The organism is Amycolatopsis sp. NPDC059021 (assembly GCF_042739895.1).
Classification (GTDB): domain Bacteria; phylum Actinomycetota; class Actinomycetes; order Mycobacteriales; family Pseudonocardiaceae; genus Amycolatopsis.
The window spans coordinates 78,206-90,589 of the sequence record NZ_JBHYIQ010000027.1 but is presented as its reverse complement, the minus strand read 5'-3'; the positions used below and the strand labels follow the sequence as shown (position 1 = coordinate 90,589).

General features: G+C 71.2%; 13 protein-coding genes. 10 read left to right on the top strand and 3 right to left on the bottom strand.

Features of this window, described 5'->3' with window-relative positions; translation table 11 throughout:
• Positions 1-126: 126 nt before the first annotated feature.
• The 6 genes from ACFWX1_RS18435 (at position 127) to ACFWX1_RS18410 (ending at position 5,788) form a co-directional block, all read left to right on the top strand.
• Positions 127-1,407, top strand: a complete 1,281-nt coding sequence (locus ACFWX1_RS18435) for a M16 family metallopeptidase (protein WP_378388744.1) — start codon at positions 127-129, stop codon at positions 1,405-1,407.
• Complete coding sequence (locus tag ACFWX1_RS18430; protein ID WP_378388742.1) at positions 1,404-3,137, top strand: ABC transporter ATP-binding protein; 1,734 nt, start codon at positions 1,404-1,406, stop codon at positions 3,135-3,137. Before ACFWX1_RS18435 ends, ACFWX1_RS18430 begins: the two co-directional genes overlap by 4 nt.
• Positions 3,134-4,153 carry a class V lanthionine synthetase subunit LxmK gene (gene lxmK, locus ACFWX1_RS18425; protein ID WP_378388740.1) on the top strand — a complete coding sequence of 340 codons (1,020 nt, stop codon included), beginning with the start codon at positions 3,134-3,136 and terminating at the stop codon, positions 4,151-4,153. The genes ACFWX1_RS18430 and lxmK overlap by 4 nt, the downstream gene beginning before the upstream one ends.
• A 3-nt stretch (positions 4,154-4,156) precedes the next feature.
• Positions 4,157-5,041 carry a T3SS effector HopA1 family protein gene (locus ACFWX1_RS18420; RefSeq protein WP_378388738.1) on the top strand — a complete coding sequence of 295 codons (885 nt, stop codon included), beginning with the start codon at positions 4,157-4,159 and terminating at the stop codon, positions 5,039-5,041.
• Positions 5,042-5,120: 79 nt separating this feature from the next.
• Positions 5,121-5,249 (top strand): hypothetical protein, encoded by a 129-nt coding sequence (locus tag ACFWX1_RS18415; protein WP_378388736.1) that lies wholly within the window; start codon positions 5,121-5,123, stop codon positions 5,247-5,249.
• A gap of 329 nt (positions 5,250-5,578) precedes the next feature.
• Positions 5,579-5,788 (top strand): hypothetical protein, encoded by a 210-nt coding sequence (locus ACFWX1_RS18410; RefSeq protein WP_378388734.1) that lies wholly within the window; start codon positions 5,579-5,581, stop codon positions 5,786-5,788.
• 3 nt (positions 5,789-5,791) lie between these two features.
• Here ACFWX1_RS18410 and ACFWX1_RS18405 read toward each other — a convergent pair whose 3' ends face one another.
• Both ACFWX1_RS18405 and ACFWX1_RS18400 read right to left on the bottom strand, forming a co-directional pair.
• A complete protein-coding gene (locus ACFWX1_RS18405) occupies positions 5,792-6,481 on the bottom strand; it encodes a response regulator (RefSeq protein WP_378388732.1) in 690 nt (229 codons plus the stop codon).
• Complete coding sequence (locus ACFWX1_RS18400; protein ID WP_378388730.1) at positions 6,478-7,674, bottom strand: sensor histidine kinase; 1,197 nt, start codon at positions 7,672-7,674, stop codon at positions 6,478-6,480. The genes ACFWX1_RS18405 and ACFWX1_RS18400 overlap by 4 nt, the downstream gene beginning before the upstream one ends.
• A gap of 596 nt (positions 7,675-8,270) precedes the next feature.
• On the opposite strand from ACFWX1_RS18400, the gene ACFWX1_RS18395 reads away from it, so the two are divergent.
• Together ACFWX1_RS18395 and ACFWX1_RS18390 are read left to right on the top strand one after the other, a co-directional pair.
• On the top strand, positions 8,271-8,672 hold the full coding sequence (locus ACFWX1_RS18395; RefSeq protein WP_378388728.1) for an Lsr2 family protein: 402 nt from the start codon (positions 8,271-8,273) through the stop codon (positions 8,670-8,672).
• Between the two features lie 69 nt (positions 8,673-8,741).
• Positions 8,742-9,371, top strand: coding sequence for a MerR family transcriptional regulator (locus ACFWX1_RS18390; RefSeq protein ID WP_378388726.1), 630 nt, complete (start codon positions 8,742-8,744; stop codon positions 9,369-9,371).
• A 70-nt stretch (positions 9,372-9,441) separates the two neighbouring features.
• Here ACFWX1_RS18390 and ACFWX1_RS18385 read toward each other — a convergent pair whose 3' ends face one another.
• Positions 9,442-10,317 (bottom strand): SGNH/GDSL hydrolase family protein, encoded by an 876-nt coding sequence (locus tag ACFWX1_RS18385; protein WP_378388724.1) that lies wholly within the window; start codon positions 10,315-10,317, stop codon positions 9,442-9,444.
• 116 nt (positions 10,318-10,433) lie between these two features.
• On the opposite strand from ACFWX1_RS18385, the gene ACFWX1_RS18380 reads away from it, so the two are divergent.
• Positions 10,434-11,060, top strand: a complete 627-nt coding sequence (locus ACFWX1_RS18380) for a TetR/AcrR family transcriptional regulator (protein WP_378388722.1) — start codon at positions 10,434-10,436, stop codon at positions 11,058-11,060.
• Positions 11,057-12,352: a hypothetical protein gene (locus ACFWX1_RS18375; protein WP_378388720.1), complete on the top strand. Its 1,296-nt coding sequence runs from the start codon at positions 11,057-11,059 to the stop codon at positions 12,350-12,352. Before ACFWX1_RS18380 ends, ACFWX1_RS18375 begins: the two co-directional genes overlap by 4 nt.
• The last annotated feature ends 32 nt before the right edge of the window (positions 12,353-12,384 follow it).

Sequence of the window (12,384 nt, the reverse complement as noted above, 5' to 3'; positions counted from 1 at the left end):
TGAGGTGGTTGTTGTGCTGGGTCTCGCGCACGGAGTGGGAGAGCGCGGGGGTGGTGTCGTTCGCCGTGGGGGGGACCCCGCCACCGTATTCCATCCGACGCAGCACAGCCGATGAGGTCCAGGTCCATGAACACCGGGAAAACGCTGGAGCGACCGAGCACCGCCGTCGTCCGCACCGTGCTCGGCAACGGGCTCACGGTCGTGCTCGCGCCCGACCCCGCGGCGGACGACGTCGCGCTGAGCGTCAGCTATCGCGTCGGCTTCCGCAGCGAGCCGGAGGACGCGGCCGGCTTCGCGCACCTGCTCGAACACCTGATGTTCGAGGGCAGCGAGAACGTGGAGCCGCTGCTGCATGGGCAGCGCGTCCGCGCGCTCGGGGGAGCGGTCGACGCGAGGACACACCAGGACTACACGCAGTACTTCCAGACCGTGCCTGCCGAATACTTCGAGCTGCTGTGCTTCCTGGAAGCCGACCGGATGCGCGCGCCGAAGTTCGCCGAACGCGGGCTGCGCCGCCAGCTCGCCGGGATCGCCATGGAGATCCGCCAGGCGCGTTCGCGGCCCTACGGCGGCTTCCCGTGGCCGGGGCTGGCCCCGCTGCTGTATCGGAGTTTCGCCAACGCGCACGACGGATACGGCGATGCCGGCGCGCTGACCGGGATCACCGCTGCCGACTGCCACGAGTTCTTCCACCACCACTACGCCCCGGGCAACGCGGTGCTCGCCGTGGCCGGGAACGTCGAACCGGACCGCGCCCTCCGCCAGATTTCGACCTGGTTCGGCGGTATCGCGGCCCGCCCCGCGCCGCCCGCGCCCCGGCTCGCGGAACCGGCCCTGACCGCGGACAGCACCGCAGTCCGCACCGACGCGCGGATCCGCCGCCCCGCGCTCGCCCTCGGCTACCGGCTGCCGGATCCGCTGACGCCGGAGTACTTCGCGCACCTGGTCCTCGCCAGATACCTCAAGCACTTCCTCGGCCCTGCTCTATCCACTTCGGACGCCGTCGCCGCGAGCGACGCCTCCTGTGGCTTCTTCGGCACCTTCGACGCGCTCGCCCCGGACACGATGATCGTCACCACCGTGCACGACCCGGCGACCGGCCACGAGGCGGTACTGGACACTGTGGACAGTCTGCTGGCCGCCGCCGCGGACGGTCTCGACGAGACCCGGGTGGCCGGACTGCGCGACCTGGTGCGCCGGGACCACGACCACCGCGAGGCCGCGGTACTCACCCGCGCTCGTGCGCTCGGGCGGTTCGAAACGTTGTTCGGCGCCGCGGAGCGCTACACCGGCCTCGCCGCGCGGCTCGACGAGATCGGTGTGGACGACGTCGCGGCGGCGGCGTCCGCGATCGCCGCCCAGCAGCGCGCGGTGCTGCGTGTCGTGCCCGAAGGGAGAAGACGATGACCAGGACGTCGCTGCCGATCCTGCGGGAACTCGGCCGGGCACCGGCGCTGGCCGCGGTGGCGGTGCTGTCGGTGGCCTCGGCCGCGTGCACGCTGGCCATGCCGCTGATCGTCGCGGACCTCATCTCGGCGGTGCGGACGGACGCGGGGCTCGTCCGCCCCGCCGTCCTGCTCGGCGTGACCGCGCTCGGCGGGGCACTGACCGCGACCGCCGCGACGTATCTGCTCGCCAAGCTGGGCGAAAAGTTCGTGCTGCGCCTGCGGGTCCGGCTCATGGCACACATCCTGCGGCTGCCGCTGCGCGATGTCCGCGCCACCGGCGAGGGCGACCTGGTGACGCGGGTGACCGCCGACAGCCTCCAGCTGCGCACGATCACCGATCTCGGCATCGTGCAGCTGCCGGTCTCGGTGCTCACCACGGCGGGCACGCTGGTGATCATGGGCCTGCTCGACTGGGTGCTGCTGGTGATCACGGTCGCCGCGTTCCTGGTCGCGGGCGTCGTGATCGCGGTGGTCGTGGCCGGGATGCAACGCGCGCAGCTGCGGCACAGCCGCGCGCTCGGTGAACTCGGCCATCGGTTCGCTACGGCGCTGGCGGCGCTGCCGGTGGTGAAGGCGTCCCGGGCCGAACGGCAGGTCACCGAGCGGCTCGGCGATTCCGCGGCGGACACCACGCGGGCCGCGATCACCGCCGCGCGCCTGCAGTCCGCGGTGAACCCGGTGCTCAGCCTCGGCCAGCAGATCGCGCTCGTCGCGGTGATCATCGCCGGGGGTGCCCGGCTCGCCACCGGGTCGCTGGACATCGCCGGCTTCGCGGCGTTCCTGCTCTACCTCATGCAGCTCATCGCGCCGGTGATCATCATGGTGATGGCGGTCGGCAGGCTGCAGGCCGGGCTCGCCGCCCGGTCCCGTTTCACCGAGGTGCTCGATCAGTCCACTGAGGATGGTGACGATCCGGCGGCTGCGCCCACTCCGCTCGACGCCGCCCCGGCGGTCCGATTCCGGCGCGTCACGTTCGCTCACGGCGACCGGCCGGTGCTGCGCGGGATCGACTTCGCGGTGCCACGCCGCGGGCTGACCGCGCTCGTCGGACCGTCCGGAGCCGGGAAGACGACGGCGCTCTCGCTGGTCGAGCGGTTCGTCACGGCGGACACGGGACGGGTCGAGGTGCTCGGCCGTGACGTCACGAGCTGGCCGGTCGGCGCGCTGCGAAGCCGGATCGCCTACGTGGACCAGTCGTTCACGCTGCTGGCCGACACGGTCCGCGCGAACCTGACCGTCGGGCTGACCGAGCCGGTGCCGGACGGCCGGCTGCTCACCGTGCTCGGCACCGTCGGCCTGCGGGAGCACGTGGCGGCGATGCCGGACGGCCTGGACACCGAACTCGGCCGCGGCACCGATCTGTCCGGTGGCCAGCGGCAGCGGCTGGCGCTGGCCAGAACCCTGTTGTCCGAGGCGGAAATCGTCCTGCTCGACGAGCCGACGTCCCAGTTGGACGGAGTGAACGAGCGCCTGCTGCGCGACGTCGTCGACGCGCTCGCGGCCGATCGCGCGGTGCTGGTCGTGGCGCACCGGCTGTCCACGATCCGGCACGCCGCCCAGGTCGTCCTGCTCGAGGACGGCCGGGTGACCGACGTCGGCGGCCATGACGAACTGCTGGACCGCAACGAGTCGTATCGGGCGCTGGCCGCGGCCCAGCGGCTGGACCGGCCGGCAGGGGTGGCGTCGTGAGCGATCGCACGAGCCCGTCCCCGCAGGTCACCGCGCTGCTCGACCGCGCGGGCCTCGGCCCGTTCGTCCCGGACGGCCTGGCCCGCCTGCCCGGCCGCAATGAGAACTGGCTCGGTACCACGGTTTCCGGTACCACGGTGTTCGCCAAGCGCCTGATCGGCCCGCCCGGCGAGGCCGCCACGCGGATGCGCCGCGAGGTCGCCTACCACCGCAACGCCGGCAGCGGTCCGCGCTGTCTCGCCTGGGACGAGGAGTCCCGCGCACTGGTGCTCACGGCTGTTCCCCGCGCGAAGACGGGGCTGAAGCTGGCCGAGGACGGCGAATTCGACCGGACACTGGCCTACGAGGTCGGCACCGCGCTGCGGTCGCTGCACGGGAGCACCGGCTGGCCCGCCGGACTCGAAGACATACCTCCGGTGCTGCCCTCGGTGGAACTGCTGCGAGGGTTGCCGCGGGCGGTGTTCGACGAATGCTGTGCCGCCGAACTCGAGGCCTGGCGGCTGCTGCAACGCGACGACGCGCTGATCGCCGCGGTCGGCGGGCTGCTGGAACGGGAACGGCACGTGGTCCGCGTGCCCAGCCACGGGGACCTCCGGCTCGACCAGATCCTCGTCGGCGCGAGCGGCGTGTACCTGACCGACTGGGAGGAATTCCGGTACGCCGACCCCGCGCGCGACGTCGGCCGGTTCGCCGGGGAATGGCTCTGGCAGGCGGTTTCCGGCCTGCCCGCCGCCGCGGCCCCGACCACCGAGGCGGTCGTCGAACACGGTGCGGCGCGGATCGAGCGGACCCGGCCGATCGTGGCGGCCTTCTGGTGGGGCTACCAGGACACCGGATCGGACGAGGCGCTCGCCGTGCGGGCGACGGCCTTCGCGGGCTGGCACCTGGTGGAGCGCATGATCGCCGGAGCCGCCGGGGCCACCCGCCTGAGCGCGGTCGCCAAGGCCGCCGCCGGGATCGGCCGCAGCCTGCTGTGCGCGCCCGAGACCTTCGTGACCGCGGTGGGCCTGGGATAGCCGATGGACGTCGCGAAAAGAGTGCTCGACGCGCTCGCCGCCGTGTCCGTCACCGGGCAGGAGGCGATGATCGGCGAGCGGCGGGTGACCGCGTCCTCGCCCGGCGGCCTGCGGCTGGCGCTGGCGGACGCGCTGTACGAACACCTGCACGTCGGCGGCTCGTCGTCGGGACGCCCGGCGCGTGACCGGGAGTTCGAGCGTGCGCTGATCGCCGCAGCGGGGCCCCGCACCATCCGGATCCTGACCACGGTGCACGCGGTCGAGGCCGATCGGATGCTGGTCGACCGCGACGGCGTCCGGGTGTGGCTGCCCGCCGAACCCGGCGCCGCGCCCGGCGGGCCGATCGCCCTGGCGGTGGACGCGATCCGGCCCGCCCTGTCACCGGGATTCCTCGTCGTGGACGGCCCGGCTGCCCGGCCACCGGAGTTCCCGGGCAGCAGGGTGTACGTCCACCTGACCCGGCCGCCGGAAGCTCCGCGAATCCTGTCCGCTGTCCTCGACGCGCTCGACGCCGCAGGGATTCCCTACCGTGTCAAGGTTCTCTCCGACCCGGCGCTCTATCCGCGCAAAGACGGGCTGGTCGTCTACTTAGGACACGACGCCGGGCAGGAGGTGGTCGGTGACGCGGTACGCGGGCTGCCCGGGATCGGCGCCACGACGTCGGCGTTCGCCCGTCTGCTCCGGCCCGGCGTCGCGGTGGCCGACGAACCGGCCGATCACCGTCCCGGTATGCGGGGACGGAGCTTCGGTGAGCACCGGGCGCTGGCCGCCGCGACGGCGTTGCTGCACAGTGCCGAATCCGGCGTCCCCAGGGAATCCGCGCTACGACGCGAATTCCGGCTCGCCCGCATCGACCCCGGCGAACCGGGAAGGAACATCCGGGAATAGCGCCCGCCCCGATTTCCGCGCCGCCCCGACGGCGCGGAAGACCTGTCCGTAGCGGAAAACCGGAAGGAGGTGAGCAGGAATGGAAAGGGAGACGCTCGACCTGTCGCTGCAGGAACTGGAGACCACCACCGCGCCCGACTGGGGGCGCAGCGAGTGGCTGGACATCGCCGGTGCCGCCCTCGGCCTCGGCGCCATCGCCATCACCTGAGAGGACCCGGGTCACCGGAATCCGCGAAAGGGGGTGACATCATGGAGAACCTCGACCTGGCCTGCCAGGAGGTGGAGGTCGTGTCCGCGCCCAACGACTTCACGTCGGGCCTCGCGCTCGGCGTCGGGATCGGCGGGCTCGTGATCGCCATCACCTGAAACCGGCGTGCCGCGGCCTGACTCGCGGCCATCGGAAAAGCCAGTAGGCTCGGTGGCGGAGAGCGACGCGGTTGCAGGTGGCGCGGCGAAATCCGCGTCACCTGCCAGCCCGCGCCGTCCGCGTCGTCACGGAAGCGGCGCCGCGAAAATGTTGTGAACCAAGGAGAAAACGTGTCCGAAGCGAGCGAAGGAAACTCCGCCGCACCGGCGCTGGTCACCGCGAGCGCCGTCATCCCCGCCGCGCTGCTGTTCGTGCTCAGCGCGGTCGTCGACCTGAGCGGCTGGCCCCTTGCCGTCGCCGCGGTCGTCCTCGTCGCCGCCGCGCTCGGCCTCATCGCGCTCGGGCAGACCATGCGGCAGCGGCGGGCGCGCCGCCGGTGACGCTCAGCTGAACCGGTCGTGCGACCCGGGCCGGATCAGCCCCGATTCGTAGGCGGCGATCACCACCTGCGTACGGGAGGTCAGGCCCAGCTTCGCCATGAGCCGGTGCAGGTGCGTCTTCACCGTCGCCTCCGAAAGCCCGAGCGCCGTCGCGACGTCCAGATTGGACAGTCCATACGCGACCTGGGTCAGCACCTCGGTCTCGCGCTCGGTGAGCTGCGCCAGCGGACGGCCGGCGGGCCGCCCGGCGTCGTCCGGGATGACGGCGAACTGCTGGATCAGCCTGCGGGTCACGCTCGGCGCGAGCAGGCCTTCGCCGCGGGCGACCGCCTGCACGCCCGCCACGATCCGCTCCGGTGGTTCGTCCTTGAGCAGGAAGCCCATCGACCCGGCTCGCAGCGCGCCGTAGACGTATTCGTCCACGTCGTAGGTCGTCAGGGTGAGCACCGCGGGCGGATCGGGCAGCGCCATGATCCGGGCGGTGGCCTCGATGCCGGTCATCTCCGGCATCCGCACGTCCATCAGCACGACGTCCGGCCGGTGCGACTGGGCCGCGGCCACGGCCTCGGTGCCGGTGGCCGCCTCCGCGAGCACCGTCATGTCCGGCTGCGCGTCGAGCAGGCTCACCAGCGCGACCCGGACGAGCGGCTGGTCGTCGGCCACGACGACGCCGATGGGCTTGCCCGCGTTCATGACGCGATCCTCGGCAGCGTCGCGGTGACCCGGAACCCGCCTGCCGGATCGGCCTGGGTGCGCACCTGGCCGCCGTAGATCGCCGCCCGCTCGCGGATCCCGATCAGCCCGTGCCCTGGCCGGCCGGGTTTGTCCGACGGCGCGGGCCCGCCTGGCAGGCGCGGCCCGCTGTCGCGGATGTCGATGCTCAGTTCGTCGGGCGCGTACCGCAGCTCGACACGCGTGCACGTCGGCCCGGCGTGCTTGAGCACGTTGGTGAGGACCTCCTGCACGATCCGGTACGCGGCCAGATCCTGACCCGGCGGCAGGGGATAGCGTTCGCCGTCCTCGGTCATCTCCAGGTCCAGGCCGGACGAGCGGGCCGAGGCGAGCAGATCGTCCAATTTGTCCAGTCCGGGAGCGGGTGTGGTGCTTTCGCCGGGCTCGTCGGGGTCACGCAGCGCGCTGACGACATGCCGCATCTCCGACAGCGACTCGCGGGCCTTTTCCTCGATGATCCGCAGGGCGTCGCGGGTGTGCTCGGGGTTCTGCGGCAGCAGCGCGCGGGCGACGCCCGCCTGGAGCGCGACGAGGCTGAGGCTGTGCGCGACGATGTCGTGCAGCTCGCGGGCGATGCGCATCCGCTCCAGCGTGGCGACCTCCGCGGCCAGCTCCTGCTGTGCTTCTTCGAGCAGCACGACCGCGTGGTGCAACCGGGCGGCGTGCTCGCGGCTGCGGCGCACGGTGAGTCCCAGCGCCAGGCTGATGATGACCAGCACGATGGCGATGAGGTAGCCCTGCAGCGTGACCTGGTCGGGCCTGGCGATGCCCCATACGATGTCCCAGGACAGCGGCAGCAGCCCGGCCACCAGCGCGTGCCGCGGCCCGCGCTGGACCGCGACGGTGTAGAACGCGACCAGCATCGCCAGTGTGCTGGCCGGGCCGGTGGCCTCCAGGATCTCGAGCGCGATCCCGCAGCCGAGCGTCACCGCCACGACCGGCCACGGGAACCGCCGGCGGGCCAGCAGGCCGAGCACCGAGACCGAGCCGATCGCGACCACCCACGCGACCGGGGCGGGGATCGTCCAGCCTTTCCCCACGCTGAGAACGACGGTGATCACGTGCAGTAGCAGCAACCCGGCGACCATGACGGAGTCGACCACGACCGGCCGGGTGACCCAGGTGCCCGCGAATCGATTCCACCAGTTCGTCATGCCCACCAGTATCCAAGGTCGGGGCCGCTTTACCCAAGCGGGGCGGTCACTCTCCGTCAGCTTGCCAGGGTGTGAGAGTCCTCTGTGGACGCAGGCCTCGGTGCCGTCAAGGCCGTGAATGTCCCCTTGGGGGACTCTGAGACCCTCAAGGGGACATTCACGGACCGCCCGCCTCCCCGGAAAACCTCATTGAGGTTTTGTCGGTAGTGGCCGGTTGCGTTCGGCACAGGCGATGGCTGGTGTGGGCTCTCACCCTGGTCAGCAGGTCGCGAATGGCATATTGGAGACGTCGAACGCCGCCAATGTCCCCTTCGCGACACTCCCGTGCCGGGCCCCCTGTCCCGAACGCGTCGTTCGGGACGCTCACCGTCTCCGACGGAGCTTTCGCGACACCGCACCCCCAGCGAAGCCACACCCCTTGCTGAGAAAACCTCATTGAGCCTTTTGCCGCTGTCCGCGACGGACTTTATTGCTCCTGACGCTCGCCGGTATTCGGACGTGATCCGGGAGAGCGTGCCTCTCACGGCCTGTCCGGATAGACTTCGTCCATTCCTGGGATGTATGTGTCCGGGCACGGAGTCGAAGAGGGAAGTGTGATGGCGCAGAAGGTTCTGGTCCAGGTACTGGACGATATCGACGGTAGCGAGGCCGAGCAGACCGTGCCGTTCAGTTTGGACGGTGTCGACTACGAGATCGACCTTTCGCGGGACAACGCCGAAGCGTTGCGGGACGTGCTGGCGCAGTTCGTCTCGGTGGCAAGGCGGGTGGGTGGCCGGAAGGTCCGGTCGACGGCGGTCCATACCTCCGGTCCGGTGGCAGGCGGGGGCTCGGTGTCGCCGGAGGATCGTGAGCGTTCCCGCGCGATCCGGGCCTGGGCGCTGGAGAACGGATTCGAGATCTCCGATCGTGGCCGGATGCCGCGCGAGGTGATCGAAGCGTTCGAAGCCGCGGAGGCGAAGCCCGCGAAAGCGACGCGCAAACGGGGATCACGGAAATAGCCTGCCGCCTGCCGAGCGTGAGATCCGGCTGTCTTGAGCCCCGGAGTCGTGGTGTTGTCCAATGAGGGGGTGAAATCCGGGGTACGGATCAGCGAAGCCGCCGCCTTGTACGATCTCGCGCCGTCCACCTTGCGCTGGTGGGAGGTACAAGGAGTACTCGACGCGCCGGAACGTGAAGCCGGTAAGCGGCTGTACAGTGACCGCGATCTTCGGCGGATCGGGCTCGCCTACCTGTGCTGTGTGACCGGGAGGATGCCACTGGACCAGGCCGCGGCCGTCACCGCGGGCACAGCGAACGCCGAAGCGTGGCACGGCGTCGTGAGTGCGCAGGTCGCCCGTCTCGAACGGGAGATCGGGCAGTTGGTAGCGGCGCGCGGCTACCTCGCGCACCTCATGCTGTGTTCCCACGACGATCCGGCGCTGTGCCCGCACCTGGACGGCGAACTGGTCGCGCGTACGCCACGCGGACGTGTCGCCGCGGGTGACCTGCTCGAAGCCGCGGGGGCGGCGGCCCGCCTGGAGGAGTGCGACGAGGCCCGGCCCGGGGGCGTCGAGACCTCGGAAGACGCCCCCTTGTGTCCCGGCTGTGCCCGGCCAGTCGATTCGCCGTCGCGGGGGAGACGGCGTACCTATTGTTCTCCTGCTTGCAGGCAGCGGGCCTATCGCGAGCGCCGCGCGAACAAGGCCGGTGACGCGTGACGCGCGCGGTGGACGCCCGCCCGCACCACGCGGCGCCCGGGGGACGCCGACGTGGTGCGGGGGTGGATTCCTAGGAACCGAGGGCCGCGAGGATCTGCTTGGCCTGGTTGGTGGTTCCGCCGAGGTTGGGGTGGACCGGCGCGGCGGCGTCGGTGGGGAAGATGCCTTCGACCCACTTCACGCCGGGGGCACGGCACATGTCGTGTCCGATGCTGGTGGTGTAGGTGTCCACATAGGACGCGCCGTGCGTGGTGGCGACCTTCTCGGACATGGCGTTGAACGCGCGGCTCACCGTGTTGAGGTACGGGATGTCGCCGGAGGAGATCGGCACGACCGGCCAGCAGCGGGTGTCGTCCTCGGGCAGCAGGTTGGGCGCGCCGACGACGACGATCTTCGCCTGCGGCGAGCGCTGGCGGATGCCCTGGAGGACCGCGGTGACCTTGGTTGCCGTGGCGTCGATGCGTTGCTGGATCCGGTCGACGCCACCGGCGGTCCAGTACTGCCGGCACAAGGGCAGCGTCGGGTTGGCCGCGTCGAGGGTGCCGCAGGTGGCGACGATCTCGCCGAACCCGATGTCGTTGCCGCCGATGTGCACGGTGACCAGATCGGTGTCCCGGTCGAGCGCGTCGAACTGGGGAGGGATCACACCGAACTGGCGGCCGGTCATGTCCGGGGTGGTGGCTCCGCCGCAACTGGCGTCGGTGAACTTCCCGGGCTTGAGCCGCGCGGCGATCTGATGGGCGTAGTTGTGGTCCGATTGCCCGCACACCGGGTTGCCGGTGACGTTGGGCACCAGGGGAGCCGAGGCGAACGAGTCGCCGAGTCCGACGTAGTGCCGGTACCCGGTGGCGGCGTGGGCGGGTGAGATCGCGAAGAGTGCCGTCGTCGTGGCGAGGGTGGCGAGCGCAACTGCGGCGAGGCGTCGTCGACCCGGATGCTGCTGCACGGTGTCCTCCTGTGAGCCGGATTACTTACTGACGAGTAGATTGCTGGATCCGAACGAATATTTCAAGTGCTCACTTTTTAAGTTAGAGTCGCGCTGCCGGGCGGAAGGAGGAGCAGGTGGCGGACGAGCAGCGGCGGACCCAGTCGGAGCGCCGCGCCGCGACCACCGCGCGCCTGGTCGAGGGAGCCATCGGTGCCCTGGTCGACCTCGGCTACGCGCGGACGACGGCGAAGGAGATCTGCGCGCGGGCGGAGGTCTCGCAGGGTGCGCTGTTCGGGCGCTTCCGTACCCTCGTCGACCTCATGCTCGCCGCGGCGCAGGAGGTCGCCCGGCGGCAGATCGAGAACTTCACCCGTCGCTTCGCGCGGCTGTCCGACACCGACGAACTCCCGATGGTGCTGGCTCTCGTCAGGGAGGGGGCCAGGGATCCGGTCAACGCGGTCTGGATCGAACTGCTGGTGGCCGCGCGCACCGATGCCCGGTTGCGCGAGCGGCTCGAGCCGATCGTCGGCGAGTATGTGGCCGCGCTGTTCGTGGTCGCGGAGCGAGTGCCCGCCGTTCACCGGCTTCCCCGGGAGCTGCGCGCGCCGGCGCTGCTGACGACGTTCCACTTCTTCGACGGGGAGGCGCTGACCGCGGTCCTCTACCCGGCACCCGAACTCGACGTTCAGCGGATGGCGGCCATCAGTGTGATGGCGGAGCGCTATCTCGCGGACCCGCGGCCTGGGTGCCAGGTGACATGACCACGCGTCTTCAGCGCTCGGAAATTCTCCGGGGCATGGCCGTGGATGCCGAGAACCCGTTGCCACCACTCGCCGACGCGGGACAGGGACGGCGTGGTGTGTCGTTGCCGTACCGATCGCGCGACAGTTTCGGCGGGTCGCGCGGCGCGTATTCCCTGCCCGCATTGGTGCTGGAGAACGACTGTCTCCGGGTGAGCGTGCTGCCCACGCTGGGTGGTCGCATCGATTCGTTGTACGACAAGGGAAATCGCCGCGAGCTGGTGCACGGTGATGGCGGTGTCGAATGGAGTCTCGGTGACGGCGGTTTCCCCGCTGCGGCCGTCGTGCCGATGTACGCCGCGGAGATCGACGGGCCCGACGGCTCCCCGATGCTCCGGCTGTGGGAATGGGAGCGCACGCGCGACCTGGCCTGTCAGGTGGATCTCTGGCTTCCGGAGGAATCCTCGCTGCTCCTGGTGGGCGTGAGGGTGCACAACCCGCACGACCACCCGGTGCCCGTCGATTGGTGCTCGAACCTCGTCGTTCCCCCGGGCGCCCGCCTGCTGGGTCCCGGCGCCGGACGCTGGACGGCCGCGGTGTACGCGGACGGTGCCGGGCTGGTACGGCTGTCCACACCTTCGCCGGGCGAATGCGTCACGGCCGGAGGCTCGTGGCATCGGCTGGAAGCGTTCGGACCGTGTTACGCAGGCACCGCCGCGCACGGCGACGAGCGAGGAGTGGTCGCGGGCCTGGAGCGGCGGCTTCCGGACGCGGACATGCTGGGACGGCTGCGCCGCGCCTGGCTGGGTGCCGCCGACGCGCGGCCGCGGACCATGCTGTCGCACGGCTTGGGATGGGGCGCGCTCGAAACGCACCGGATGCTCATCGAGCTTCCGGCCACTCCTTATCCCGCCGAGTCGATGGGCGCGGAACAACTCCCGTGGCTGGCGCTGCTCGATGGCGCGCCGTTGACCGGCGACCCCGCGGCGGATCCGGGCCCGACACTGGTCAACGCGTACTGGCGTGAACTTCTCGAGTACGCCCCGCCGACCTGGAAGACCTGGTATCACCGGGGCGTCGCGCGCTGGGTGGCAGGCGACCGTCAGGAGGCCGCCGACGCCTGGGCGATGTCGTTGGCACACGAGGAAAACGCCTGGGCGCTCCGGGGTCTGGCGGTGGTCTCCCGGCTGTCCGGTGACCTGGACCGAGCCGTACGCCGGTACGCGCGTGCGGTGGAACTCGCGCCCGGCGTCCGGCCCCTCGCCGCGGAAGCGGCCGAGGCGCGGCTGGCCGCCAGGACGCCGCCCCGGTGAAGGGGCAGCCCACGGCGCGTTGGTGGTCGCTC